Origin of the sequence: Enterococcus casseliflavus (assembly GCF_029215545.1) — a bacterium.
In the GTDB taxonomy this organism is placed as follows: domain Bacteria; phylum Bacillota; class Bacilli; order Lactobacillales; family Enterococcaceae; genus Enterococcus_D; species Enterococcus_D casseliflavus.
The window spans coordinates 60,615-85,214 of sequence record NZ_CP119393.1 but is presented as its reverse complement, the minus strand read 5'-3'; the positions used below and the strand labels follow the sequence as shown (position 1 = coordinate 85,214).

Sequence of the window (24,600 nt, the reverse complement as noted above, 5' to 3'; positions counted from 1 at the left end):
GAATTTTATACGCAAAAAAAAGCCTCAACGGACAAATCATCTGTCCGTTGAGGCTTTTTTCTATTAACGCATCGTCACAAATTCTTCTGACCCCGTCGGATGAATGGCCACGGTTTGATCGAAATCTGCTTTCGTAGCACCCATTTTGATGGCTACAGCGAAGCCTTGCAGCATTTCATCGACACCGATCCCGATGCCGTGCAGACCGATGATTTTTTCTTCTTTTCCTAAGCACACCAATTTCATCTCACATTTTTGGCGATACTCATTTAAAGCAAAGTACATCGGTGTAAAGCGCGAGCGATACACCTTTATCTGCTCTTGGCCGTATTTTGCCAAGGCTGCTTCTTCGGATAAACCAATCGTGGCAATCGGTGGATGAGTAAAGATGACCGTCGGCACTAAGTGATAATCCAAGTACGCATCACTTTGACCGTTGAACAAGCGTTCAGACAAGCGACGACCGGCGGCGATCGCAACCGGGGTTAAATCCAATTTTCCGATGACATCGCCCACCGCAAAAATCGAGTCAGCTGTGGTATTTTGATATTTGTCCACAATGATAAACCCTTTTTCATCCAATTGGACATCGGTGTTTTCCAGACCTAACTTATCCGTATTCGGCACGCGACCACCAGCAAAAAGGACGCAATCGCCGGTCAAGGTTTCGCCATTTTCAAAGTGAACGAGATACTCGTCACCTTCTTTAATGATACGAGAGGCCACGTAGCCTGCATAAGTTTCGATTCCTGATTCTTGGTACATCTCCACGAGATTATCCGCAAGCATCTTGTCAAAGGTTCGTAATGGCCGCTCTTTGCGGTACGCCCAAGCCACTTGGCTGCCCAGCTGCTGGCTGACACCGCTGATTTCGGCTGCGATGTAGCCTGCCCCTAAGACGACCATACGCTTTGGTGCTTCTCGCAACGCAAAAAAACCATTCGAGTCAATGGCGTACTCACCGCCGGGAATATTCATCGCGCTAGGTTTTCCACCGGTGGCAATCAAAATGTTTGTTGCATGGTAGTTTTCCCCATTGACGGTAACCGTGTGGTTATCCACAAACTGTGCATAACCGTGGATAACTTCTACATTGTTGCTGTCTAAGCCTTTTTGATAGGCTGTGTGTAAAAAATCAATGTATTTTTCACGGTTATCCACAAGCTCAGTAAAATTAAATTTATCCACATGTGGATAAATGCCGTAGCTAGTTGCGTCCCGTTTGATCATTTCTAACATCTCACTAGCTTGCCACATGACTTTTTTCGGTACACAACCGACATTGACACAGGTGCCGCCTAATTCATTGCCTTCAATCAATAATACTTTGGCGCCGTGCATCCCTGCCCGATTGGCTGAGGCGATTCCGCCGCTGCCGCCACCAATTACTATGTAGTCGTATGTTTCCATATTTGTTGTTTCCTCCTTAAGATTGTCTATGTTCTCATCGATCCTTTTTGGCTGGATTGATTCAACAAAAAAAGCCGAGAGAAACTCTCGACCTTATTTTTTCTTCCGAATCATGTCTCCGACTTCCACCGGTTCTTTGACCGGCATCGTCAACAGCATCATAGGATTTGGTGCACGATCGATGGATTCACCGTCTTCATTATACATGACTTCGACGGTTTGGTGAAAGTGATGGAATCCGGGACCGTAAAATTCGATTTCATCGCCAACGGAAAAGTGGTTCCGTTGCCGAATCGTAGCTGTTTTTGTTGCCGGATCATACGCCATGACTTCCCCAATAAATTTGTATTGCGGAATTTTCCGACGCGGACCAAACAACTGCTCATTTTCACTTGGGGTATCGTAGTAAAAGCCTGACGCAAGCTCTCGCTGCGCAACTTTCCACAGTTCATCGATCCATTCTTGTTTGCAGACATAGTTCTCTGGATCGGCCATGTAACTGTCCACGGCTGCTTTATAAACGTTCGCCACGGTTGAAACATAGTGGATCGATTTCATGCGGCCTTCGATTTTGAAACTATCCACGCCGTTTTCAATCAAATCCGGGATATGTTCGATCATCGACATATCCACAGCACTCATGGAAAACTCTTCTTCCACTGTCCCGTTTTTAGTCAAACTGTTTCGTTCCGTTGCAAAGGGCATGTCAAACAGATCATATTTCCAGCGGCAAGATTGCGAACAGCCGCCGCGATTGGCGTCTCGCATCGACATATGATTGGACAAAGTACAACGGCCAGAATAAGAAATACACATGGCGCCATGAATAAAGGCTTCGATCTCCACGCTAGTATTTTTGCGGATCTCAGCAACTTCCTCCATCGACACTTCTCGGGCGAGAACGACCCGTTCTAGGCCTTCTTCCCGCCAAAATTCCAATGTTTCATAGTTCGTGGCACTGGCTTGGGTGGACAAATGGATCGGTAGACCTGGCGCTTCTGTTGCGCAGATCTGGATCAAAGCGGGATCGGAAACGATCACTGCCGAAATACCGACATCTCGCAATTCCCGAAAGAATTCCCCTGCACCTTCTTGATTGCCCTCATGGGTCACCATGTTGGCTGCTACATAGACTTTTGCGTTGTGGGCTTTGGCAAAAGCCACCCCTTCCGCCATTTCTTCATAGGTAAAGTTTCCCGCGCGACTCCGTAGACCATAGGCATTGCCGCCGATATAGACAGCGTCAGCGCCATAGTGGATCGCTGTTTTTAATTTTTCTAACGTACCAGCTGGTGCTAACACTTCTGGTCGTTTCAATGCTTGTTTAACGGTCATTTGTTCTTGCTCCTTACTTGATATCGTCAGGATCGATGGCATAAAATCCAGTGTCTAACCCACGTTCTGCTGGATGAAGTTGGGCAACTTGTTCACTGAGCACAGCTGCTTGCTCTGCTTGCCACTCCCCACTTTCTACAAGGCTCTTGGCTTGGGCAAACAGTTTAGCAATAGACACAAAGGCAGCCCCTCGTGTATAGATTCCGTCCAGCTTCCAGGTTTGAAAGCCTGTTGCGGCTAATTCCGCCAGTTGCAGCAGCAGATTGATGTCGTTATTGGCAAAAATGTGCGTGCCGTGGCTATCTTCATAAATGGAATAGTGGGTTTCTTCTTTTTTTGGTTCGGATAAAAACAACCCACGGTCGTGGTTCTTTTCTTCCGATTGTTGGGTATAGTTATAATAATTTTGTAAAAGCGGACGCTTCGATTGGTGAATGCAGGTCGCACCATAAACCAATACTTCCACAGGAATATTTAGTTGCGGTGCCATGATTTTCATTTCCTCGAAAGGAACTTCTCGCGCTAAAACGGCTGCCTTTGCTCCTTTTTGTCCCCAAAAATTGATTTGACGAGCGCTCGTTACTAAGGTTTCCCCTGCATAGATAAATGGCAAGGCACATTCTGGATTTTGCTTCATGCGGTAAATGATCCCAGGATCTCCGAGAGCGATTTGATCGGCTTGATTGGTCTTCAGAAATGCTAGGTATTCTGGAATCCGCTTCATTTTTTCTGGATGCATGATGCCATTGACTGCGATCGTCACTTTCTTTCCAGCTTCGTGGGCCATGTCGATCAGTCTGATTTGCTCTTCACGAGAAAAAGAGGCCGGTAGGCGCAGCCCGAATGTCTCTTCTCCAAAAAACAATGTATCAACATAAGGGATGAGCTGCTGTGCTTGCTCGATCGATTCCACCGTGGCGATAATCTCAACCATAATACTCCTCCTTTTTTCAACTCATTCATAGTATCACACAGCAGGATTCTTTCCAAGAGGTCTCGTTACTCTTTTTTTCACGAATATCGCTTTTTCCGTTAATCAACCGTTGTCATAAAGCTATTTAAAAGGATATTTTTTTGTGAATCATCAATCATAATCAGTGGAGACTTCTTGATCACTACTAGACATAGCAAGACAAAAAAGCGACGTTTCTATGGATGCCGATTACTCGACCATAGAAACGCCGCTGCCGTTATTGGCTCGACTTAAACTTGTTGCAAGACCCGCGCTTGTCCCTCTTTGACATTGAGGGTGATCGATCCTTTTGAAGCACCGATCGTCACTTTGTCACCTAAATGAATTTGTCCTGATAGGAGTGCTTCACTTAAACGGTCTTCAACTTCTTTTTGCAAGGCCCGACGAATCGGCCGTGCCCCATATTCTGGATCAAAACCAGCTTTGCCGATCACATCGATGGCAGATGGCGTGATCTTCAATTGGATGTCTTGGTTGCTTAACCGTTTGATGATCGCTTTGCTCATAATCTTCACGATCTCGTGGATCTCCCCTTCACCTAAGGATTGGAAGACCACTGTTTCATCCACACGGTTCAAGAACTCTGGACGGAAGGCTTTTTTCAGCTCTTCTAAGATCCGTTTTTGCATCGCTTGGTGATCTTTCGTTAAATCAGTGACATTGAATCCAACGCTTTTTTCTTCGCGGATTTGTTGGGCACCGATATTAGAGGTCATGATCAAAATCGTGTTGCGGAAATCGACCTTCCGACCTTTGGCATCCGTCAAATGACCATCATCTAGCACTTGCAAGAGGATATTGAAGACATCGGGATGGGCTTTTTCCACCTCGTCCAATAAGATGACGGAGTAAGGTTTTGAACGGATTTTTTCCGTCAATTGCCCACCTTCATCGTATCCGACATAGCCTGGCGGTGAACCGATCAAACGGCTCGTGCTGTATTTTTCCATAAATTCGGACATATCGACACGAACCAAGGCATCTTCACTACCAAACATCGCTTCTGCTAAGGCTTTGGCAAGCTCGGTTTTCCCGACACCGGTCGGGCCTAAGAACATGAAGGAACCGATTGGGCGGTTGGGGTCTTTCAACCCACTGCGGGCGCGGCGGATCGAACGAGCGACTGCTTTGACCGCTTCTTCTTGGCCAACTACCCGTTGATGCAAGATCTTTTCAAGATCCAACAAGCGTTCGCTTTCTTTTTTCTCCATCTGCTGCAAAGGTACACCAGTCCATTGGGAAACGACCGTAGCAACATCTTCTGCAGTAACACTATCGGCATAGCCTGACGCTTCTTTGACTTCCATAAACGCCACTTCCGTCAGTTGTTGGGTCAATTTCTTTTCCTTGATCCGCAGACGAGCTGCTGCTTCAAAATCTTGCTGGCGAATGGCTGCTTCTTTTTCTTCGATCAAGTTAGCGATCTCGTTTTGTAGATCTGCCAATTCCGAACTTTCATCGGTTTTGTCTAGACGCACTTTGGCTGCTGATTCATCCATCAAATCGATGGCTTTATCTGGTAATTGGCGCGAATTGATGTAACGTACGGACAATTGCACAGCGGCGTGTAACGCATCATCAGAAATTTCCACCCCATGATGTTCTTCATAACGAGGACGCAAGCCTCGTAAAATTTCTTCCGCTTCTTCTGGTGTTGGTTCGTCGACTTGCACCCGAGCAAAACGGCGTTCTAACGCAGAATCTTTTTCAATGTATTTTTGGTACTCATCTAGCGTTGTGGCACCGATGGTTTGCAATTCTCCACGGGCTAAGGCTGGTTTCAGAATATTCGAGGCATCAATCGCCCCTTCGGCTCCGCCGGCCCCGATCAGTGTATGCAATTCATCAATGAATAAGATGATTTGACCATCTTGATAGATCTCATCGATAATTTTTTTCATTCGGTCCTCAAATTCCCCACGGTATTTCGTTCCGGCAACTAAAGCCCCCATGTCCAGCATCATCAAGCGTTTGTTTTGCATGTCTTCTGGGACTTCCCCACTGATGATTTTTTGGGCTAAGCCTTCGGCGATCGCGGTTTTCCCAACACCAGGTTCCCCAACGAGAACAGGGTTGTTTTTGGTCCGACGGCTAAGGATCTGGATCAGCCGTTTGACTTCTTTGGCACGACCGACAACAGGATCTAGCCGTTTTTCACGAGCTAATTTGGTCAAATCACGGGCTAAGGAATCCAAGGTCGGTGTTCCTTGCTGCGCTTTGGCTTGGGCTGGACGACGACGACCAGCACTTCCGTTGGTTTTGCTTTCATTGAAGCCCATTTTTTTCTTCAAAAGCTGACGCATTTTCGCGAGACTCAAGCCGAGATTCAGCATGATTCGTGAAGCCAAAATGTCTTCGTCTCTTAATAAGCCTAATAATAGATGTTCGGTACCGATCTGTGGTGCCCCTAAACGCTTGGCCTCATCCCCTGCATAAGCAAATGTATGTTTTGCTCGTGGTGAATACGCGAGATAGGCGTTTTCTGGGTATTGACGAACGGTGCCGTACCCTGTTAAATGCTCGATTTCTTCACGAATATCGTTTTCTGTGATATTCATTTCCCGTAACGTTTTGCCAGCGATCCCGTTTTGTTCAATGACCAGTGCCAATAGAATATGTTCAGAACCTACTGCTTGGTGCTTAAAGTATTTTGCTTCTTCTTGGGCGATAGCCAAAACGGCTTTCGCGCGTTGGGTGAATAATTCATCCATCTCTTTCACTTCCTGTCTTCGTAACTTAATCGTTCTAGAATTGCATGGAGCAAATCAGCTCGTGTTCTATTTTCATAAGGAGAACGTCCTAGAACTGCTTTCGCGATGACGGTCAACAATAAATTGCCTTCTCGCTTGGACAGGATTCCTTCCTCATAAAGTTTCTGGATTATTGCATATGCATCTTTTTCCGAGATGGTTTCATCGAATAATTGATTCATTTCTTTTAAGTAGTGGTGGCTATCAGTAATTTTGACTTTCTCGATCCGAATATAGCCGCCCCCGCCGCGTTTGCTTTCAACCGCATAGCCTCTTTGAACGGTAAAGCGGGTATTGATCACGTAATTTATTTGTGAGGGCACGCAGTTGAACAAATTTGCCATTTCTGCGCGACGAATCTCAATGGTTTCACTGTCTTCAAGAATTTTCTTCAAATATGCTTCAATCAAATCGGAAGTGTTGTGATGACTCAATTCATTCCCTCCCTTGACTAATTCTGACCTTCATTATACCCAATTTTTGAATCCTTGGAAAGATGTACGCTTGCACAAAAGGAAGGTCTAAAGGAAATTTTAAAGACACTTATCCCTCGCTTCAGCTTTTTAGCTACAAAAAGAAACAAGCAGCTCGTCGGGGAACAAAAAGAAAATTCTTTGGTCCCCGTAGGCTGCTTGTTCTTCTAACATAAACGTTCATCTTATTGCGTACTTTCTGAACTACTTTCACTCGTTGACGAGCTGCTGCTTGAGGAGGATGAGCTGCTTGACGAAGAAGAATCCTGTGGTCGAGGACCTCTGGAAACCGTCACGGTGACAGAACTTCCTACTGCTACAGAAGTACCTGCTCCCGGCGTAACGCGCACTACTTCTCCAGCAGGCACAGAGTCGTTATAATCAGATTCTTGTTCTATCGTATACTGCAATCCTGCTTCATTCAAATCTGCTTCTGCATCGGCTTGGCTTTTGCCAACGATTCTTGGTACATTGACCATTTCTTGCCCGCTGCTGACAGTTAATGTAATGATGGTTCTGGAAGTCACAACGGACTCGCCACTCGCTGGTGCTTGACCAATGATCGTACCTTCCGGTTGGCTACTGGATTCGTAAGTGACATTGATTTGTGAAAGGCTTACCCCGCGAGAAGTTAATGCTGCTCGTGCATCTGCCTCTGTCATACCATAATAGTTGTCCATTGCGAAGCTATCTGGTCCGGAGCTGACCTTAAAGGTGATTTCGTCTTCTGCTGGGGAAACTTCCCGCCCTGCTGCTGGTGATTGACTGATAATATCCCCTTCGTCGACATCATCTGACGACTCTAACTCTTCTTTGATTCTGTCTTCATCAAAGCCCAAATCGATCAATTCTTTTTTGACATCATCGAAGGAACGACCTTCATAGTCATCAAGGGTGATTTTCTTCGTTCCGCTACTGATGTAGAGAGTGACGACGGAATTCTTTTTGACTTCATTGCCTTCTGGGGGATCGGTTTTGACGACATTGCCTGCTTCGACTTCATCGTCTTCGATTTCTTCCACCTCGTCTGCTACTTTCAAGCCGGCGGCTTCTAGCTCGGCACGGGCAGCTGCTTCCGTCTGACCACTGACTTCAGGAATCGCCACATCTCCTCGACCACCGCCGAATAGGAAGTAACTGCCTATCCCTAACAGTGCGATCACCATAATGATGGGCAGCAACAGCCAGCGTTTGCGTTTTTTCTTTTTCGGTTGCGCTGGTTCTTCGGCTTGATCCGCAACCTCATCTTCTACGGGTTCCTCCACTGGCGGCGTTTCGACTTGGGCTGCTTCCACTGGAGTCAGCACTCTCGTTTCATCCATCAGGGCATGAGGTTCCCATCTCGGTTCATTGAGGCGGTCAGGAGACAACACGGTATCGAGATCTGCCCGCATTTCATCGGCGGTCTTGTAACGATCCGCCGGTTCTTTGGCGGTCGCCTTCAATACGACGTTTTCCAGCGATTGCGGAACATTTTTGTCATAGATCCGAATCGAAGGGATCTCATCTTGGAAGTGTTTCAAGGCGATCGTTACGGCTGATTCGCCATCAAAGGGTACTTTGCCGGTTAAAATTTCATAGAGGATAATTCCAATCGCATAAATATCTGATTGATTGGTGGCCATACTGCCTCGTGCTTGTTCTGGTGAAAGATAATGCACCGAGCCTAGCATCGAGTTGGTTTGGGTGATCGATGTTTCTGATAAGGCGATCGCGATCCCAAAATCGGTGATTTTCACCACGCCGTCTTCATTGATCAGCACATTTTGGGGCTTTAGGTCCCGGTGAATGATGCGGTGCTGATGGGCCAATGCCACCGCTGATAAGATTTGTTGGATGATATCAACGATCTGCAAATAAGGTACGGGATAGTGCGTTTGGATATAGCGCTTGAGATCCATCCCTTTGACATATTCCATCACCAAAAACTGCATGCCGTCTTCTTCGCCGACATCATAAACAGTTACGATGTTGGGATGAACCAGCTCAGTCGCCGCCAATGCTTCTCGTTGAAAGCGCCGAATCGCACTTTGGTCGTTTTGGAAGTCAAAACGAAGCACTTTGATTGCCACTTCACGGTCTAAGATCAAGTCATGCGCCAAAAACACATTTGCCATTCCGCCGCTGCCGATATTGCCGATGATTTTGTATCGGCCGTTTATCTTCTTCCCAATTTCGATCATGGGCGCTCTCCTCCAACTTTAATCAATAATACCGTGATATTGTCGACACCGCCGCGTTCGTTGGCTTGATCGATCAATGATTGCACTGCTTCTTCTAGCACAGGGGTTTCTTGGATCGTTGCTGTGATCTCTTCATCTGAGACCATGTTGGTCAATCCGTCTGAACACAGCAGCAAATAATCCCCGTCTGCAATAAAGTGGATCGCCACATCGACTTCGACTTCGCTTGGCATGCCGATCGAGCGGGTCAAAACGTTTTTGCGAGGATGATTCAAGGCCATTTCTGCCGTGATTTGTCCCGACTTCACCAATTCATTGACCAGTGAATGGTCCTCTGTGATTTGGGTCAGCACTTGATTGCGTAAAAGATAGGCACGGCTGTCCCCGACATTGGCGATCGTAAACTGGTCGCTTAATAAGGCCACGGCAATGATCGTGGTGCCCATGCCGCTAAGTTCTTCTTGTTCTTGTCCTTTTTGGAAAATCACTTGGCTTTCCGCTTGGATTTTTTGGATCAGCCATTGGGCAGTTTTTTCACTGTCTGTCAGCTCTGTCTGTTCCCAAGCGGTGCCGATCTCACTGACTGCTTGACGGCTAGCGACATCTCCGGCTCGGTGGCCCCCCATGCCATCGGCAAGCAAGGCCAATGTCACATTGGCTTTATTTACATAGGTTGCTGCAAAATCTTGGTTTGTGTTGCGACGTTTGCCGACATCTGTTTGAAAACGAATCTCCAATTTCTTTCACCTCGTTACTTTTTGCGTAGACAACTGATAAAAAAGCCATCTGTCATAAAATCTTGCGGATAGATCGTCAACATATCCTCTTGAACCGCTTCGGCTGCCAGCGGTCCTACCGCAAGAGGCATTTGCTCAAATTCAGGATGGTCAGCGAGAAACGCTGCCACGACTTGTTGATTTTCTTCCGCTAGAATCGTGCATGTGCTGTAGACCATTATACCCGATTTTTTCAGGGTTGGGGCGGCACTTTCCAAAATCTCTCGCTGAATCTGCGGCAAGCGTTGGAAATCGGCTTCCGTCTTGCTGTATTTGATGTCCGGTTTACGGCGCATCAACCCTAATCCAGAACAAGGGGCATCCACTAAGATGCGATCAAATTGTTCGGGTGCAAAGGTTTGAGCCGTCTCCCGCGCATCCATCACGCGGGTCTCCACAACTGCTTCGACGCCTAAACGTTGGGCATTTTGCTGAATCAGCTTAACCTTATGGGCATGGATATCCAGTGCTGTCACTTTGCCGCCCTCTGCGGCAGACAAGAAGGCAGCGATATGGGTCGTTTTGCCTCCTGGTGCGGCGCAGGCATCCAGTACTTGATGGTCTCGGGCTACTTGTAAAACGGGGGCAACCAGCATCGAACTTTCATCTTGGATCGTCAGTAAACCTTCTTTGTAGAGGGACGAGCCCGCCATAAAGCCTTTGTCAGCCACAACCCCATAAGGGGAAAGCTCACTTGGTCGTGCGTCGATGCCTTCTTCTTGTAGCCGTTCGATCGCTGCTGCTTGCGAGATGCGCTGCAGATCGATACGACCACTGGCATGATTGGGTTCAAATAGGGCATAACCCAGCTCGCTAGTTTCTTCGATCCCAATTTGTTTGACTAGTTTCTTCGTTAGCCACAGGGGCAAACTGATTTCCGTTGCTAAACGTTCCATTGGGTCTTTGATCAATGCCAAGTCTGGCACTCCTTGTCGTTGGATCGTGCGCAGCACGCCATTGACGAACTTACCAGTCCCCGGATTGCCTTTGGCTTTCGCAATATCCACGGCTTCATGAATGATGGCATGGGCGGGTACTTTATCGAGATACAGCATCTGATACAAGGAAAGCCGCAGCAGCGTTTTGACCCACGGGTCGACTTTGCGGGCATTTTTAATAAACCGGTCCAAATAATAATCCAATAAAAGCTGACGACTGATGGTGCCGTACACCAATTCAGTCAATAAGCGACCGTCTTTGTCATTTAAGCGCCCTTGATTCATCAATTCCCGCAGCAGTAGATTGGAATAAGCGCCGCCTTTTTCGATTCGCAACAACGCTTCTAGTGCCACAAAGCGCACTGTATATTGTATGTCTCCAAGATTACGCTTCATAGGTACCTACCTGATCCCCTTTTTGAATCTGTTGTCCACTGCCGTTTAAGAATGCGGCAATGTCTTGTCGGCCTTTTCCAGCTGGCTGCAATTCATCGATAGCCAATACCGTGCCTTCCCCACAAGCGATCAGCAACGTTTTTTTCGTCCGTTCAATGATCGTTCCTGGTTGGGCTGTCGTCGTTTGCTCCAGCGGTGTCACTTGCCAAAGTTTCCAGCGGTTGCCATTTTGTGTCGTAAAGGCGATCGGCCATGGTCGCATGCCTCGGACTTGGGCATCGATTTGCACCGCCGTTTTCTGCCAGTCGATGGCTTCTTGTTCACGGCTGATATTTGGTGAAAAGGTGACTTTTGCTTCTTCTTGCGGGACAGGCTGCAGCTCTCCTGACAAGATTTTCGGCACAGTTTCCAGCAGCAAGTCTTTGCCTAATAGGCTCAACTTATCAAACATCGTCCCCACATCATCTTGTGCCGTGATCGGCAAATGAGCTTGAGCAAAAATACCGCCAGCATCCATTTTTTTGATCATTTCCATGATGGTTACACCCGTTTCTTGCTCCCCTTCCATGATGGCATAATGCACAGGTGCTCCGCCACGGTATTTCGGCAGTAGGGACGCATGAACGTTGATAGCGCCATGCTTTGGTACTTCTAGTAAAGCACTAGGTAAAAATTGGCCGAAAGCTGCCGTGATCAGCAGATCAGGTGCCAAAGCTTGAATCTGCTCCATTTCTGGTGACCCACTGATTTTTTCTGGTTGTAAAACCAACAAGTCATGCTTCATCGCCGCTTCTTTGACGGGGGTCGGAGTGATGGTTTTTTTGCGACCGACGGGACGATCCGGCTGGGTCACGACTGCTGCCACTTCATAGCCGGCTTCAAGCAAGCCTTCTAAAATTGGGACGGAAAACGCCGGGGTACCCATAAAGACGATTTTAGTCATTTTCATGTTCCTCCATATACTTTTCTAAGTCTTCTTCAGGAATGCGTTCGACGAGCTTGTCGACAAACAGCACGCCATTTAAATGATCGATCTCATGCTGCATCGCACGCGCCAAGTAGCCGAATGCTTCCACTTCCATTTCTTCTCCTTCTCGGTCGAAATAGCGGACAGTGATCTCGTCTGCTCGTTTGACGGTCCCAAAGGTGTGGGGAATACTCAAGCAGCCTTCCACATCAAGGGATTCACCAGAAGAAGCGATGATCTCAGGGTTGATCATTTCAAAACGATCGTCTTCTTCGACTTCCACGATCGCCACTTGCAGGTTTTTGCCGACTTGCGGTGCGGCAATACCGATCCCGTCGTGGGCGACCATTGTTTCATAAAGGTCGTCTAGTAGCTGAACGAGTTCATCGGTAATTACTTTGACGGGTTTTGCTTGCCGACGAAGACGTTCATCGGGGGTGATAATAATAGGATAACGCATATTTTCTCCTCTAAATAAAATTCAACGGCTCTTGGTCAATCGACACGTACAATCCTTTGCGCTGATCGATTTGACTTTGATCCAACAGACGGGTCAACAAAGCAGGTAGCTGCGGTTCATTTTTGTATTTAATGATCAATTGGTAGTAATAACGGTTTTTCACCCGCAAAATCGCACTTGGTGCCGGACCCAACAAAATACTTTGCGGTGACAGCTCCTGCTGCAGATCCCGCGCGATCGCAAACATCTTCTGAGCGGCGACTTGCTCTTCGGGATGGCTACAGGTGATTTTGACGGTGAAATAATACGGTGGATAGCCGCTTTGGTGTCGCATCCACATCTCTTTTTGATAGAAATCTTCGTAGTCTTGCGACTGCGCCAATTGGATGGCGTAGTGCTCAGGGTTGAATGTTTGGATCACCACTTCGCCGGTTTTTTCTGCCCGACCTGCCCGACCACTGACCTGAGTCAACAGCTGGAACGTCCGTTCACTCGAACGAAAATCTGGCAAATTCAAGGCGGTATCGGCATTCAAGACCCCTACCAGTGTGATATCAGGGAAATCCAAGCCTTTGGCGATCATTTGAGTCCCTAACAAAATATTCGCTTTTTTCTCCCCAAACAAGGTCAAGATTTTTTCATGGGCGCCTTTTTTGCGGGTGGTATCGACATCCATCCGTAAAACCCGCGCTTCGGGAAACAGTTCCTTCAACTCTTCTTCCACTTTTTGCGTGCCCGTTCCGTAATAACGAATCTTGTCTGCATTGCAGTTGGGGCAACGATGGGGGATGTGTTCTTCATGTCCGCAATAATGACAGCGCATCGTTTTGGTATCCATATGCAGCGTCAAGGAGATGTCGCAATTTGGACAGGGCAAAACATACCCGCAATCGCGGCACATCACGAAGGAAGAGTAGCCGCGCCGATTCAGCAGCAAGACGATCTGTTCTTTGCGGGCCAATCGGTCTGTAATTTTTTCCTGTAACGGACGAGAAAAGGTTTGATACTTTTTATTGGCAAATTCGGTACGCATATCCACGACTTCGATCTGCGGTAATTGCGCACTGATTTTTGCCCGCTGATTCAATTTCAATAAGCGGTAGACCTCTTTTTGCGCCCGGGCACGAGATTCCAATGACGGCGTCGCACTGCCTAACACCACTGGACAGCGATGGTACTGGCTGCGCCAAATCGCTAAATCTCTCGCATGGTAACGAGGGGCTTCATCTTGCTTGTAGGAGGCTTCGTGCTCCTCATCGACGATGATGACCCCGATGTTTTTCAACGGAGCAAAAATCGCCGAGCGGGCGCCAACCACCACCTGCGCCTCCCCACGTTCGATCTTACGCCATTCATCGTATTTTTCACCTTGGGACAAGCCGCTGTGTAAAACAGCCACTGCGTCGCCTAGACGGCTTTTAAAGCGTTCGACCATTTGCGGAGTCAACGCGATCTCTGGCACGAGCATGATCGCGGTTTTGCCTTGTTTCAGCAATTGGGCGATCGCTTGCAGATAGACTTCTGTTTTTCCACTGCCGGTGATCCCTTCCAGTAAAAAAGTCTGTGCCTCTTGGTTATCCGCACAAGCAGTGATTTGCGCTACTGCAGCTGCCTGTTCTTCATTTAATTCAAGCGGGACCGTTTTTTGAAATTGACGGTCTTTGTAAGGATCACGGTAGGCTTCAACTTCCGTAAAGGTCAGCCAACCAGCTTCTTGCGCTTGGTTCAAAGCCGCGGTGGAAATCCCTTGTTCGGTAAAAAAGGAAACCGGCAAGCGGGCTTCCTCTGTCAAAATCTGTAAGATTTCCAGCTTGCGTTTGGCCCCTTTGCGCAGCTGTAGCTGGACGGCGGGGATTTCTGCTGGATCGATCTTGCGTTCAATGTAACGGGTCATTTTCGCTTTGTTTTTATTTTTCACGAGATACTGCAATTCAACTACTGCGGATTCCCGCAAAGGCTTCAACTGCGGCAACAGCCCGGCACTTTCGGCGTCTTGCCAGCTGAGGATGCCATTTTTGGGAAAAAATTCTTTGATGGGATGATTTCCTTCCAGCAAAACGATCTGCTTTTGGTACTCGGCTTTCATCACACTAGGCAGCATCGTCTGCAAGCAAGTGATCTTAAAGGCAAAGGTCGTTTCCTTCATGTAGTCGGCTAATTGGAGAAGTTCTTCATTGACGACAGGCGACAAATCCAACAAACGAACGATTGGTTTTAAGGTCTGCTGCGGTTCGGCAACTTCTGAAAGGCCGACGACGAACCCTTGGATATGGCGGTCACCCTTGCCAAATGGCACTTCGACCCGCATCCCTGTCTCAATGGCGGCTTGTAATTCTGATGGGATCAGATAGGTAAAAGGCTGATCGGTCTGCATCGTGGGAACATCCACGATCACTTCTGCTATGTACGCCATTTCTTCTCCTCCTTTTAGGTTCTATTTTACTAAATGGGTGGGGGTTTGTCTGTACCCCTTACAAAAATTTAACCATCATCATTCAAAAGAAAAAGCCAGAACACAGGCGTGCTCTAGCTTGCTTTTGTCTATAGCTTTTGTTCGTCGCGGATACGCGCTTCTAATTCTTTTTGTTCTTGGTCTTTTTGCGCTTTGCGCTCTTCTTGTTCCATTTTCAAGCGGGCACGCTTGATTTCTGGATGCGGATCATTAACGACTAATTCCGCTTCGATTTCTTCAAGTGCTTGACCCACGCTTTTCACTGAATCAAAGTTTTCTAGTGTTGCTTGCGCACCGGCATCAAGTTCATGCGCCCGTTTGCTTGCTAAGATCACTAATGAATATTTTGAATTGACACGATCCAACAAAGAATCGATTGAAGGTTTTAACATCATATTTCTTACAGCTCCTCTAACATTTTGATATAGGTTCCGATCACTCGGTCAACGCGAAAATGTTCACTCGAAATAATTTCGCGAATTCGTTGGACTGCCTTAGGTACTTCATCATTGACAACGGCATAATCATATAAAGCCATCATTTCGATTTCTTCACGGGCGACACGCATCCGTTCATCGATCACTTCGGCAGAGTCGGTTCCTCTTCCTGTAATACGAGAGCGTAATTCTGCCAGATCAGGTGGCGTCAGAAAAATAAACACACCATCGGGAACTTTGTCTTTTACTTGTTTTGCCCCTTGCACTTCGATCTCTAAAAACACATCTTTTCCTTGATCCAGTGTTTGTTGGACATAAGATAATGGGGTTCCATAATAATTGCCGACATATTCGGCGTATTCCAGCATTTCACCGGCTTCGATCAAGGCTTCAAATTCTTCACGCGTGCGGAAATAGTAATCGACCCCTTCCACTTCCCCCTCGCGTTTTTGACGAGTGGTCATTGAAACGGAATATTGAAAATCGTTGTCGTCACTCTCAAAAATTGCTTTGCGCACGGTCCCTTTCCCTACTCCGGAAGGTCCTGATAAAACTATAAGTAATCCTCGCTCTGACATAATGACGTCCTTTCACTGACATTTGCTTAACGTCTATTTTGCACTTTTTTTCAGCAACTTTCAAGAACTACTTTATTATAATGGGAATTTCATGAAATTGCTAGTCTACACTTCGGCCGCTTTCTTAAAAGCCCATGTTGCTTAAGGTATTGATGACCCCTGCCAATTCGTCTTTAGCGGTGATCGCTTTTTCAGTAGGATCCGTCACTTCTTGGCAATCGATACGTACGATGTACCGACGATTTAAAGAAACAGCTACGCTATCAACTAATAGATGGAGAAAATCTGGCTCGATGGCTACACAGGCATCTTCCCACGCAGAGAAATTCTCTTTGTCAGAAGGAATACTGCGCTTGATGACATTTTTTCCGCTTAGTTCGTGAAAGGTGATATCGTAATATTTCATTGGTTCATTCCTCCTACTCGATGTTTTGAACTTGTTCTCTGATTTTTTCAATGATCGTCTTCATTTGGACGACACTGTTTTTGATTTGGATCGGACTTGATTTTGAGCCAATCGTATTGACTTCTCGGTTCATCTCTTGGATCAAGAAATCCAGCTCTCGACCTATCGGTGTCTCAGCTGCCAGCAGCTCCGTCATCGTCGTTAAATGGATACTTAAACGATCCAGTTCTTCGTGGATATCGCCGCGTTCTAATAAAATCGCTAACTCTGTCAGTAAACGATCGCGATCGACTTCTTCCCCTAAATAAGCAGTCAGTTTCTTTTCAAAGCGCTCTTGGTAGTCCGCCTCATAGAGGCCCACGAATTGTTTGAGTTCTGTCAGCTTTTCCTGCAGCTGTCGCTGGTTTTCTTGCATGATCTGCAAAATACCTTGCCCTTCCACCCAGCGGCTTTGATCGATCGCTGCCAGCGCTTGATCTAATGCTTCCATCACGCCATCGGCCAAGGTGCTTTCTTCTGGCTCTTGATCCGAGATCGTTAGAAAGGCCTCATGGAGCAGGAATTGTTCCAGCAATGCTGCTTTTGGCAGCTCTGCTAGGTCAAAACGGTCTTTGGCTTCGGTATCGATTTCCTGCATGAAACGTTCCAGCAAGTCCCATTGGATCTCGATCTGTTTCGTATTTGCGGTTTTTTCTTTTAACGTCACATACAATTCGATTCGTCCTCGCTGGAGGGTCTGCTTGATCGACTGCCGTAAAGCACCTTCTAGAGGATTCAATTGTTTGGGCATTCGCAGCTGCAGGTCCAAAAAGCGCTGATTGACACTTTTGATCTCAATTTCGATCTGCACATCTGGCGTTTCTGCACTGCCTTTGCCAAAACCAGTCATACTTTTCATTTGATCACTCCTCACCGCTTTGCTTTCTTACATGGAAAGCAGGGCTTTTTTAAGTTCTGCAAATTCTTCATTGGATAAGGTCACGCCTTTGCCCATCTTCTCGTGCTCTGGGCCCCAATCTCTCAGATCAAATTTTGGCGGGCGCCCATTCCAGCTCACCAAATTCAATTCTTTGCGCCAGCCTCTTTGATTTTCCGAAAGCACGGCGATCTCTTCAACGATTTCATACGAAAATTTATCCATTTTCTGCTCCTTTCAAAAGATAGTGACTATACGCTGCCATTAAAGCAGTCAGCGGGTAACGCCGACGAATCTGCTGAAGGGCGGGCAGATTCAATTGCTGCGTCCGATAAAAAAAGAAAAAGCGGTTTTGCTCGGACAAGACAAAAAAACGGTCGCGATAATAGCTCAGCCACTCGGTGATCGACCAGGCATCGGCTTCTTCCACTGCCTTTAGCGCAATTTTTTCAGCTAAAGCCGTTAGAATCGTTTCCTGCTCATAAATCACTGTAGGCGCTAGATACAATACTTTCGCGGTACACTCTATCAGTATACGCCCCCACTGCTCAAATGGCACATCCTGTTGATAGAATTTACGCATTTTTTTCCAAAATTCTTTTTTCTTTAGTTCCTGATAAAGCAGCGGGTCTGTCTGGCGCAGCTCCTTCAAAAAGCCCCGCCATAACGGCTGAAAATCAACCGTCCTTTCAAAGGTATACCAATGGCCTTGGTATTTGCCGAACACTTTCAAGGTTTCCAAATAGCCTAAGGTCATATTATCCAGCGAACGCTGGGCATCAAAAACCAAAAAGCTGCCTAAGGACCAAGGAGACCCCAACGAAAGCTGCGCAGTTTCTTCCGTCACAACCGTCCTTTTATTGATGCCAGGTCCTTGGACATCCACGGTGATACATTCCGTTGCCCCTTGCTGGACAGCGACATCGATGGGCAGGTTGTTGCGATAGCCGCCATCGATGTAATAAGCGTCGTTAATTTTTTGCGCCTGCATCGCTGGATAAAATGAAGCGGATGCCAACAACCAATGCAGATTTTCCTCTACTGCGGATGGATCAAAGGCATAAACCGTCTCCTTGAAATCGGGCAGACGAGTCGTACAGATCAGCAAACGACAAGCAGTTTGGCTGAATTTTTCTTGATCAAAGGTCTTTTGCAAAAGCTTTGCCAACGGTTCGGTACTGGCACCGTTGCTTTTGACCGCTTCGCGGACCAGCGAATTGGCTTGATTCATCAAATCTCGCAGTGTTTGGGCACGTACCGAAGCAAGCGGATAGTGCAATACTTGCTCGTTAGAGATATTTGCCCATAAATCGACGGCCGCTTCCACATCGTTCATTAAAATCAAGGCGCCATTCAAGGCACCGACGGAAGTTCCCGTAATCCATTCAAAGGTGATGCCCCGTTCTTGCAGCGCTTGCCAAACACCAATTTGATACGCCCCGTGAGCACCGCCACCGCCTAAAACCAGCGCCGTCTGATAAGCTAGCGCTCTTTGATACCCTTGAGGGACCACCTGATACCCTTGCTGGATAAACCACTCAGCCAAGGGGGTTCGATGAGGAAGTTGCCACGAGACAGCTGCTACAAAACGACTGCGAGCAAAGCTTTCTGTCACGGCTAGCAGTTGTTTCCAAGTAAAATCGGCGGCTGCTTCCACCAGCAGATTGGTGATAGTCAGTGTCTTTTGGTCAAAATCAAACTGCCCAGCAAGGTAAAAACGTCCGTAACGGCTGTCGATCTGCCAGCCCTGCTGCGCTATATCGGCTAGAAAGGCTCGTCGCGCTTTTGAATGCGACTCAAAAAAGGAAAAGACGAGTCGGCTTTCTTGAAACCCTGCCCTTTGTGCAAGAAAATCGATCGAAGTCAGTTTTTTCACTTTCATCAAGACGCCTCCTCAAGCAAAAAAGAATAGACGAATGACACGCCAGCTGCCGTACCACTCGAGCTATTCTTTTGATTAAAATGTTCGTTGTGCCATGTTGAATGCCGCCAGCATCTCATCCGTTGCTTCGTCGACAGGCGTTACAGATTCCAGATCACCTTGGATCACACGACGGGTGACACCGCCCATTTCGCCACAGGTGATCAGCGTGATCATTTTACGGCCTTCCACTTCGTCAAGCAAATAGACATCGGTCGGGTCGACCCGCACAGAAGAAGTCGCGGTATACGTGTAAATATTTTCCAGATCGGTCACATAGATAGCCGCTCCGATGGCGACATCATCCAATGGCGTAAACAAAAGCTCTGGCGATTGAGCGCGATGGCTGGCTAGTGCGTAATTGCCTTCCCCCATTTTTTGGGTGGGACTTAACGTACCAGCACCATACAGCAAGGCCTCGTTGGCCAAGCCTTTAAAAATCGGCAGATTGATCCCCACACTAGGAACCGCCACGCCGCCGATCACTGGTAAGGCTTTGTTGCTCAGCTGCGCCCGTAAGACTGCTTCTGAACTCGCCGGCTCCACGGCATCAAAATCAAAGGTCGCTTCCGCTTCCATATTTTTTTCCACATCACTGCGATCAATGGTGCCGACTGCGTATGCTTCACCTGTTTGTTTAATAAAATAATTTTTGATTTGATTATTAAAAATCAATGCTAAACCAATCAATAACAGCAAAAGCAAAAAGAGATTGCTCAGCCAATTCGAAAGTCTGCGTTTCTTTTTTCTCATAGGTTTTCGTCTCCATTAGTTTCTTCTTTTATCATACCAAAATCCTCATAAAGACGCCAATTTTGGCCAGTTTTTTTACGAAAAGACAAGATTTGCCTTTTTATGTCGAAAAAGGGAACTTAAAAATTGTTTTTTCTGTTATTTTGTAATATAACTTTAAACGAAAAGATACAAGCAATTTTCAGCGCTTTGTTGTAGAATGAACTTAGTATATAGGAGGGATCGATCGGCATGTCTAACACGATTTACGTACATATTGATACAACCAGCAATGCCGTCTTGACCCGCGGGCTTGCCCCCCAAGATTTTAACAAGAGCATCGTCCATCAGCCCAAGAATTTGCTCTTGCTTGATCCTTCCAGTGATTTCGGCGAATTCGACGGTCATACGGGCTTAAAAGTGATACGCGGAATGGAAGACGTCCAACTGTTTTTTCAGCAGGTCAACAAAGGTCGTGTTGCCGAAGAAATGAAGTGGATCGATTTTAATGATTACGAGATGGTCAAAGAATTGACGCCTTTAGAGATCTCCGAGTTGTTATATTTTGGCCACATGAAGACACACCTCCACTCCCCTTTCTTTTACAAACTGCAAAATAACTTTGTTTTCTTTGACTTAAAAGATGCACGTTCCCGCGTTTATTATCGCTATTTAGATGAATATTATCGGATCTTGGCGGATCGGATCACCCACATCGTCTTAGAAAAAATCAATGATCGCCTCTCCTTTTTTAAAAAAGCAACACCGGTGGAAAAGCTCGATTTTAATTTGCTGAAAGAATTGCGGGGAATCATGCAAGAAGGCATCGTCTTTTGTCTAACACAAGAACAATTGATCGACAGAACCTATACGATCCCGATCTATCTGTCAGAAGATGCTGGCTTAAAAAACACGCTGGTCAATCAAAAAGAGCTGGATCAAATCGCTGTTTTACGCTATTCAGCCAGCAAAAAAAGCTGGTCGTTGGAAATCGACCAAGAAGATCTAGCGTTTGGCTTTATCGACAAAAAAATGTCTTGATGCTTCTCTTTCTCAAAGAGCATCAAGACATTTTTTGATGGTTCCATTTCTAAAACTAAACTTTCGGGACAAATAATTTCGGGGCTGCCTTGACTAAGAGACCTAGGACGACCCCTACATAAACGATATTGATAATGACCGATGATCCATTAAAGATCAAGGAATACAGATACGGACTTTGTCCTGGCGGTGCGTACATTCCCCAGACAAAGACCCCAGCCCAATAATGCCAAAACCAACGGCTGATCACCGCCACGATGCCCCCTAAGACGACATACCACGTAACGGTTTTGCTGTTTTGACGGATCGCTTGCTGGATTTTATTAGCAAACAAGCCGCCCATCCCGCCAAAAGCAAAGGCAAAGGGGTATTCAAAGATGATCTGTGGAACGGTGATAAAGTTACGCATGGCGCTACCAATCAAAATATTCAGCAAGCCCCACATAAATCCAGCCGTCATTCCCGGCAGCACTCCGCGACGATACGAATACAAGACCAAGGGCACGAGACCTAGAGACAAGTCGATACTGGAATTGGCTGTCTGGATCGGGATATACGACAAGACGACCCCAATCGCAGCGATCATCGTTCCTTCCGTCCACACCTGCAGCGACATTTTTCGTTTCAAAAAAACTCCTCCTTTAGAATCATCACAATTCACAAAGGAGAAGTGTTGGACACTTCAACTCGTCACAATTCCTACGTTCGCATGATCGAAACAGGTACGAAGGGTTTAGAGTACTCTCATTCTCAGCCTTTGCAGACTCCCCTTTGTGATTAGATTCTATTTTATTTTTTGCTTGCATTTCGCAAGTCACTTTCAAGAATACCATAAATTGGTGAAAAGAAACATGACTGCGATCGTTTTTTCTAAAAACATCCTGAAACTCCTCAGAAAAAAACAACCAATGAGCGGTTAAAGACCGACCATTGGCTGTTGTTCTCATGCTTATGAGGCACGATTAAATTGATAATTTTGATTCAAACAGTGGACTTACTGGTTTGTTCTCATGGATTCGTTTGATCGCTTCGCCCATCAAGGCACCAACACTGATCTCATCGATTTTTTTCGACTTACGGTCTTCTGGCAAGTAAATCGAATCTGTCACAACTAGATGCTCAATGGCCGAATCTTCGATCCGTTCCAAGGCCGGTCCTGACAAGACAGGGTGAGTACATGAGGCGTAAACACTTTTGGCACCTGCTTGTTTCAACGCATTCGCAGCCAATGTGATGGTACCCGCAGTATCGATCATATCGTCGATCAAGACACAAGTTTTGCCTTCAACATGACCAATGATATTCATGACTTCCGCTACGTTGGCTTTCGGACGACGTTTGTCGATGATCGCGATTGGTGACTTAAGAAACTCAGCTAATTTACGGGCACGAGTCACGCCCCCGTGGTCTGGTGAAACGACGACGACGTCATCGCCTTGAATGCCTCTTTCCAAGAAGTAGTTGGCGATCAATGGTGCACCCATCAAGTGGTCAACTGGGATATCAAAGAACCCTTGAATCTGTGAAGCATGCAAATCCAGTGTAACCATGCGGTTCGCACCGGCTTTTTCGATCATGTTTGCTACAAGTTTTGCGGTGATTGGTTCTCTTGATCGCGCTTTGCGGTCTTGTCTTGCATAACCATAATAAGGCATTACTACATTGATCGTCTTCGCACTGGCGCGCTTCAAAGCATCGATCATGATCAGCAATTCCATTAGGTTATCGTTTACAGGGCTGCTGGTTGATTGAATCACGTAGACGTGGGCACCACGAATACTTTCTTCAATATTCACTTGGATTTCACCATCGCTAAATTGTTTGACTGAACACTTACCTAATTCAACACCTACTGCAGCTGCGATTTTTTCCGCCAAAGGACGATTTGAGTTCAGAGAAAAAATCTTCAATCTTGGATCAAAATAATGATTTGACATGAGAACCTCCACTTTCTTTGCGTTCATCTAGAAAAAAATGACTCCTTTTTACTAGAATCTTCTTCCTAATAAATAGTAGTCATTTTTCCTTAAGAAATCAAGTCATTTCGCTATTTCTAATTTAGATAAGGTAACTTTTTCGCGTAATCCGCTTTATTTTCCTGACGGGCGCGGGCAATCGCCATACTGTGTTTAGGAACATCTTTGGTGATCGTTGAGCCAGCAGCGATCATCGTTTCCTCTTCGATGGTCAAGGGCGCAACCAGATTAGACCCGGAGCCGATAAAGCAATTGTCCCCGACAGTCGTTTTGAATTTGCTCTTGCCGTCATAATTAACAAAGACTACACCGCAGCCGACGTTAATGTTTTTGCCTAAGGTCGCATCGCCCACATAAGACAAGTGTCCGACTTTGGTGCCTTCACCAATCGTCGCATTTTTGACCTCCACAAAGTTCCCGATATGGGCATGGGCCAAAATTTCCGCATTAGGACGAAGATGGGCATTGGGACCGACATCGGCGCCATCATGAATGATGCTCTCCTCGATCGTCGATGCCTTGATCGTCACTTGGTTGCCGATCTTGCTGTCTTCAATTTCAGAAGCTGCCGTAATGACACAATCTTCTCCGATCGTCGTCTTCCCTTTGATGGTGACACCGGCTTCGATCAAGGTATCTGAGCCGATCACAACGCCTTCGTCGATATAAGTCGTTGCCGGATCGATCAAGGTCACGCCGTTTTGCATGTGCTGACGATTGATCCGCTGACGCATCAAGCGATTGGCTTCGGCTAAAGCGATGCGGTCATTGACTCCTAATGATTCATGAAAATCTTCGGTTTGATAAGCAGCGATGATTTTGCCGTCTTCCTTTAAGATCTCGATGATATCAGTCAAGTAGTACTCCCCTTGGGCATTGTCCGTATCTAATTTTGCCAAGGCGTCAAATAACAATTCATTATCGAAGCAATACGTCCCTGTATTGATTTCTTGGATCAGCGCTTCTTCGATCGACGCATCTTTTTGCTCAACGATTTTCTCCACGATACCGACACGATCCCGCACGATTCGGCCATAGCCTGTTGGGTCTGCCGCTTGCGCCGTTAAGATTGTCGCCGACGCATTTTTCCCTTGGTGGTAATCGAACAAGTTATTCAAGGTTTCCGTCGTCAATAACGGTGTATCCCCACTGATCACTAAGGTCGTCCCTTTTTTGCCTTTTAAAAACGATTCGGCTTGAACGACAGCATGGCCTGTACCCAATTGTTCGGCTTGTAAGGCATAGTTGGTGCGATCCCCCAGTTGCTCTTTGACCATTTCTGCCCCGTGACCGACGATCGTCACGATCTCTTCAGGATTTGTTTCCACCACTCGATTCATGATGTGCTCCACCATTGGTTTGCCACAAACAGGATGTAACACTTTATATAACTTCGATTTCATGCGCGTGCCTTTTCCAGCCGCTAAAATTATTGCAAAACGTGTGTCCACGTATTCCACTCCTATCAATCTGAACGATT

General features: G+C 46.6%; 22 protein-coding genes and 1 riboswitch. Of the genes, 1 reads left to right on the top strand and 21 read right to left on the bottom strand.

The window, feature by feature from the left end; translation table 11 throughout:
• Positions 1-63 precede the first annotated feature (63 nt).
• From gor to P0G38_RS00360, 18 genes are all read right to left on the bottom strand, one after another.
• A complete protein-coding gene (gene gor / locus P0G38_RS00445; RefSeq protein WP_142973482.1) occupies positions 64-1,410 on the bottom strand; it encodes a glutathione-disulfide reductase in 1,347 nt (448 codons plus the stop codon).
• Positions 1,411-1,503: 93 nt separating this feature from the next.
• Positions 1,504-2,745: a peptidase U32 family protein gene (locus P0G38_RS00440; RefSeq protein WP_008381725.1), complete on the bottom strand. Its 1,242-nt coding sequence runs from the start codon at positions 2,743-2,745 to the stop codon at positions 1,504-1,506.
• Positions 2,746-2,758: 13 nt separating this feature from the next.
• On the bottom strand, positions 2,759-3,679 hold the full coding sequence (locus P0G38_RS00435) for a peptidase U32 family protein (protein WP_074536307.1): 921 nt from the start codon (positions 3,677-3,679) through the stop codon (positions 2,759-2,761).
• A 269-nt stretch (positions 3,680-3,948) separates the two neighbouring features.
• Positions 3,949-6,429, bottom strand: a complete 2,481-nt coding sequence (locus P0G38_RS00430) for an ATP-dependent Clp protease ATP-binding subunit (protein WP_275853561.1) — start codon at positions 6,427-6,429, stop codon at positions 3,949-3,951.
• 5 nt (positions 6,430-6,434) lie between these two features.
• Positions 6,435-6,902: a CtsR family transcriptional regulator gene (locus P0G38_RS00425; RefSeq protein WP_005230319.1), complete on the bottom strand. Its 468-nt coding sequence runs from the start codon at positions 6,900-6,902 to the stop codon at positions 6,435-6,437.
• Between the two features lie 224 nt (positions 6,903-7,126).
• Positions 7,127-9,124, bottom strand: a complete 1,998-nt coding sequence (gene pknB, locus P0G38_RS00420; protein ID WP_074536309.1) for a Stk1 family PASTA domain-containing Ser/Thr kinase — start codon at positions 9,122-9,124, stop codon at positions 7,127-7,129.
• Entirely contained in the window at positions 9,121-9,861 is a 741-nt protein-coding gene (locus P0G38_RS00415; protein WP_275853558.1) for a Stp1/IreP family PP2C-type Ser/Thr phosphatase, read from the bottom strand. The genes pknB and P0G38_RS00415 overlap by 4 nt, the downstream gene beginning before the upstream one ends.
• 14 nt (positions 9,862-9,875) lie before the next feature.
• The gene (gene rsmB / locus P0G38_RS00410; RefSeq protein WP_015510616.1) at positions 9,876-11,234 is read right to left on the bottom strand and encodes a 16S rRNA (cytosine(967)-C(5))-methyltransferase RsmB; all 1,359 of its coding nucleotides are present in this window, start codon (positions 11,232-11,234) and stop codon (positions 9,876-9,878) included.
• The gene (fmt, locus tag P0G38_RS00405) at positions 11,224-12,177 is read right to left on the bottom strand and encodes a methionyl-tRNA formyltransferase (protein ID WP_275853555.1); all 954 of its coding nucleotides are present in this window, start codon (positions 12,175-12,177) and stop codon (positions 11,224-11,226) included. The genes rsmB and fmt overlap by 11 nt, the downstream gene beginning before the upstream one ends.
• Positions 12,170-12,661, bottom strand: coding sequence for a peptide deformylase (gene def, locus P0G38_RS00400; protein ID WP_005230314.1), 492 nt, complete (start codon positions 12,659-12,661; stop codon positions 12,170-12,172). Before def ends, fmt begins: the two co-directional genes overlap by 8 nt.
• Before the next feature lie 10 nt (positions 12,662-12,671).
• Positions 12,672-15,074 carry a primosomal protein N' gene (gene priA, locus P0G38_RS00395; RefSeq protein WP_275853553.1) on the bottom strand — a complete coding sequence of 801 codons (2,403 nt, stop codon included), beginning with the start codon at positions 15,072-15,074 and terminating at the stop codon, positions 12,672-12,674.
• Positions 15,075-15,202: 128 nt separating this feature from the next.
• A complete protein-coding gene (gene rpoZ / locus P0G38_RS00390) occupies positions 15,203-15,508 on the bottom strand; it encodes a DNA-directed RNA polymerase subunit omega (RefSeq protein WP_005232977.1) in 306 nt (101 codons plus the stop codon).
• 5 nt (positions 15,509-15,513) lie between these two features.
• Complete coding sequence (gene gmk / locus P0G38_RS00385) at positions 15,514-16,128, bottom strand: guanylate kinase (protein ID WP_005230308.1); 615 nt, start codon at positions 16,126-16,128, stop codon at positions 15,514-15,516.
• Between the two features lie 124 nt (positions 16,129-16,252).
• Positions 16,253-16,534, bottom strand: a complete 282-nt coding sequence (locus P0G38_RS00380) for a hypothetical protein (RefSeq protein ID WP_275853550.1) — start codon at positions 16,532-16,534, stop codon at positions 16,253-16,255.
• Positions 16,535-16,547: 13 nt separating this feature from the next.
• Positions 16,548-17,432, bottom strand: coding sequence for a YicC/YloC family endoribonuclease (locus tag P0G38_RS00375; RefSeq protein WP_128488222.1), 885 nt, complete (start codon positions 17,430-17,432; stop codon positions 16,548-16,550).
• 27 nt (positions 17,433-17,459) lie between these two features.
• Positions 17,460-17,675 carry a YdbC family protein gene (locus P0G38_RS00370; protein WP_005230288.1) on the bottom strand — a complete coding sequence of 72 codons (216 nt, stop codon included), beginning with the start codon at positions 17,673-17,675 and terminating at the stop codon, positions 17,460-17,462.
• Positions 17,668-19,332: a patatin-like phospholipase family protein gene (locus P0G38_RS00365; protein WP_074536315.1), complete on the bottom strand. Its 1,665-nt coding sequence runs from the start codon at positions 19,330-19,332 to the stop codon at positions 17,668-17,670. The genes P0G38_RS00370 and P0G38_RS00365 overlap by 8 nt, the downstream gene beginning before the upstream one ends.
• 75 nt (positions 19,333-19,407) lie before the next feature.
• Positions 19,408-20,124: a class A sortase gene (locus P0G38_RS00360; RefSeq protein ID WP_005230283.1), complete on the bottom strand. Its 717-nt coding sequence runs from the start codon at positions 20,122-20,124 to the stop codon at positions 19,408-19,410.
• 231 nt (positions 20,125-20,355) lie between these two features.
• Here P0G38_RS00360 and P0G38_RS00355 point away from each other — a divergent pair, with 231 nt between their 5' ends.
• A complete protein-coding gene (locus P0G38_RS00355; protein WP_275853546.1) occupies positions 20,356-21,144 on the top strand; it encodes a hypothetical protein in 789 nt (262 codons plus the stop codon).
• A 55-nt stretch (positions 21,145-21,199) separates the two neighbouring features.
• Here the strand turns inward: P0G38_RS00355 and thiT are convergent, their stop codons facing one another.
• The 3 genes from thiT to glmU form a co-directional block, all read right to left on the bottom strand.
• Positions 21,200-21,772 (bottom strand): energy-coupled thiamine transporter ThiT, encoded by a 573-nt coding sequence (thiT, locus tag P0G38_RS00350; protein WP_074934241.1) that lies wholly within the window; start codon positions 21,770-21,772, stop codon positions 21,200-21,202.
• Between the two features lie 51 nt (positions 21,773-21,823).
• Positions 21,824-21,925, bottom strand: a riboswitch (TPP riboswitch).
• 181 nt (positions 21,926-22,106) lie between these two features.
• The gene (locus tag P0G38_RS00345; protein WP_008381705.1) at positions 22,107-23,081 is read right to left on the bottom strand and encodes a ribose-phosphate diphosphokinase; all 975 of its coding nucleotides are present in this window, start codon (positions 23,079-23,081) and stop codon (positions 22,107-22,109) included.
• A gap of 116 nt (positions 23,082-23,197) precedes the next feature.
• Complete coding sequence (gene glmU, locus P0G38_RS00340; RefSeq protein ID WP_275853541.1) at positions 23,198-24,571, bottom strand: bifunctional UDP-N-acetylglucosamine diphosphorylase/glucosamine-1-phosphate N-acetyltransferase GlmU; 1,374 nt, start codon at positions 24,569-24,571, stop codon at positions 23,198-23,200.
• Between the last annotated feature and the right edge of the window lie 29 nt (positions 24,572-24,600).

Bases quoted from the DNA above. Each gene is read 5' to 3' on its own strand.
- P0G38_RS00365 (WP_074536315.1), bottom strand. From the start codon at position 19,332: ATGAAAGTGAAAAAACTGACTTCGATCGATTTTCTTGCACAAAGGGCA.
- P0G38_RS00435 (WP_074536307.1), bottom strand. From the start codon at position 3,679: ATGGTTGAGATTATCGCCACGGTGGAATCGATCGAGCAAGCACAGCAG.
- rsmB (WP_015510616.1), bottom strand. From the start codon at position 11,234: ATGAAGCGTAATCTTGGAGACATACAATATACAGTGCGCTTTGTGGCA.
- priA (WP_275853553.1), bottom strand. From the start codon at position 15,074: ATGGCGTACATAGCAGAAGTGATCGTGGATGTTCCCACGATGCAGACC.
- P0G38_RS00380 (WP_275853550.1), bottom strand. From the start codon at position 16,534: ATGAAATATTACGATATCACCTTTCACGAACTAAGCGGAAAAAATGTC.
- gor (WP_142973482.1), bottom strand. From the start codon at position 1,410: ATGGAAACATACGACTACATAGTAATTGGTGGCGGCAGCGGCGGAATC.
- P0G38_RS00375 (WP_128488222.1), bottom strand. From the start codon at position 17,432: ATGAAAAGTATGACTGGTTTTGGCAAAGGCAGTGCAGAAACGCCAGAT.
- def (WP_005230314.1), bottom strand. From the start codon at position 12,661: ATGCGTTATCCTATTATTATCACCCCCGATGAACGTCTTCGTCGGCAA.
- fmt (WP_275853555.1), bottom strand. From the start codon at position 12,177: ATGACTAAAATCGTCTTTATGGGTACCCCGGCGTTTTCCGTCCCAATT.
- P0G38_RS00440 (WP_008381725.1), bottom strand. From the start codon at position 2,745: ATGACCGTTAAACAAGCATTGAAACGACCAGAAGTGTTAGCACCAGCT.
- gmk (WP_005230308.1), bottom strand. From the start codon at position 16,128: ATGTCAGAGCGAGGATTACTTATAGTTTTATCAGGACCTTCCGGAGTA.
- rpoZ (WP_005232977.1), bottom strand. From the start codon at position 15,508: ATGATGTTAAAACCTTCAATCGATTCTTTGTTGGATCGTGTCAATTCA.
- pknB (WP_074536309.1), bottom strand. From the start codon at position 9,124: ATGATCGAAATTGGGAAGAAGATAAACGGCCGATACAAAATCATCGGC.
- P0G38_RS00370 (WP_005230288.1), bottom strand. From the start codon at position 17,675: ATGGATAAATTTTCGTATGAAATCGTTGAAGAGATCGCCGTGCTTTCG.
- P0G38_RS00360 (WP_005230283.1), bottom strand. From the start codon at position 20,124: ATGAGAAAAAAGAAACGCAGACTTTCGAATTGGCTGAGCAATCTCTTT.
- P0G38_RS00430 (WP_275853561.1), bottom strand. From the start codon at position 6,429: ATGGATGAATTATTCACCCAACGCGCGAAAGCCGTTTTGGCTATCGCC.
- P0G38_RS00345 (WP_008381705.1), bottom strand. From the start codon at position 23,081: ATGTCAAATCATTATTTTGATCCAAGATTGAAGATTTTTTCTCTGAAC.
- P0G38_RS00355 (WP_275853546.1), top strand. From the start codon at position 20,356: ATGTCTAACACGATTTACGTACATATTGATACAACCAGCAATGCCGTC.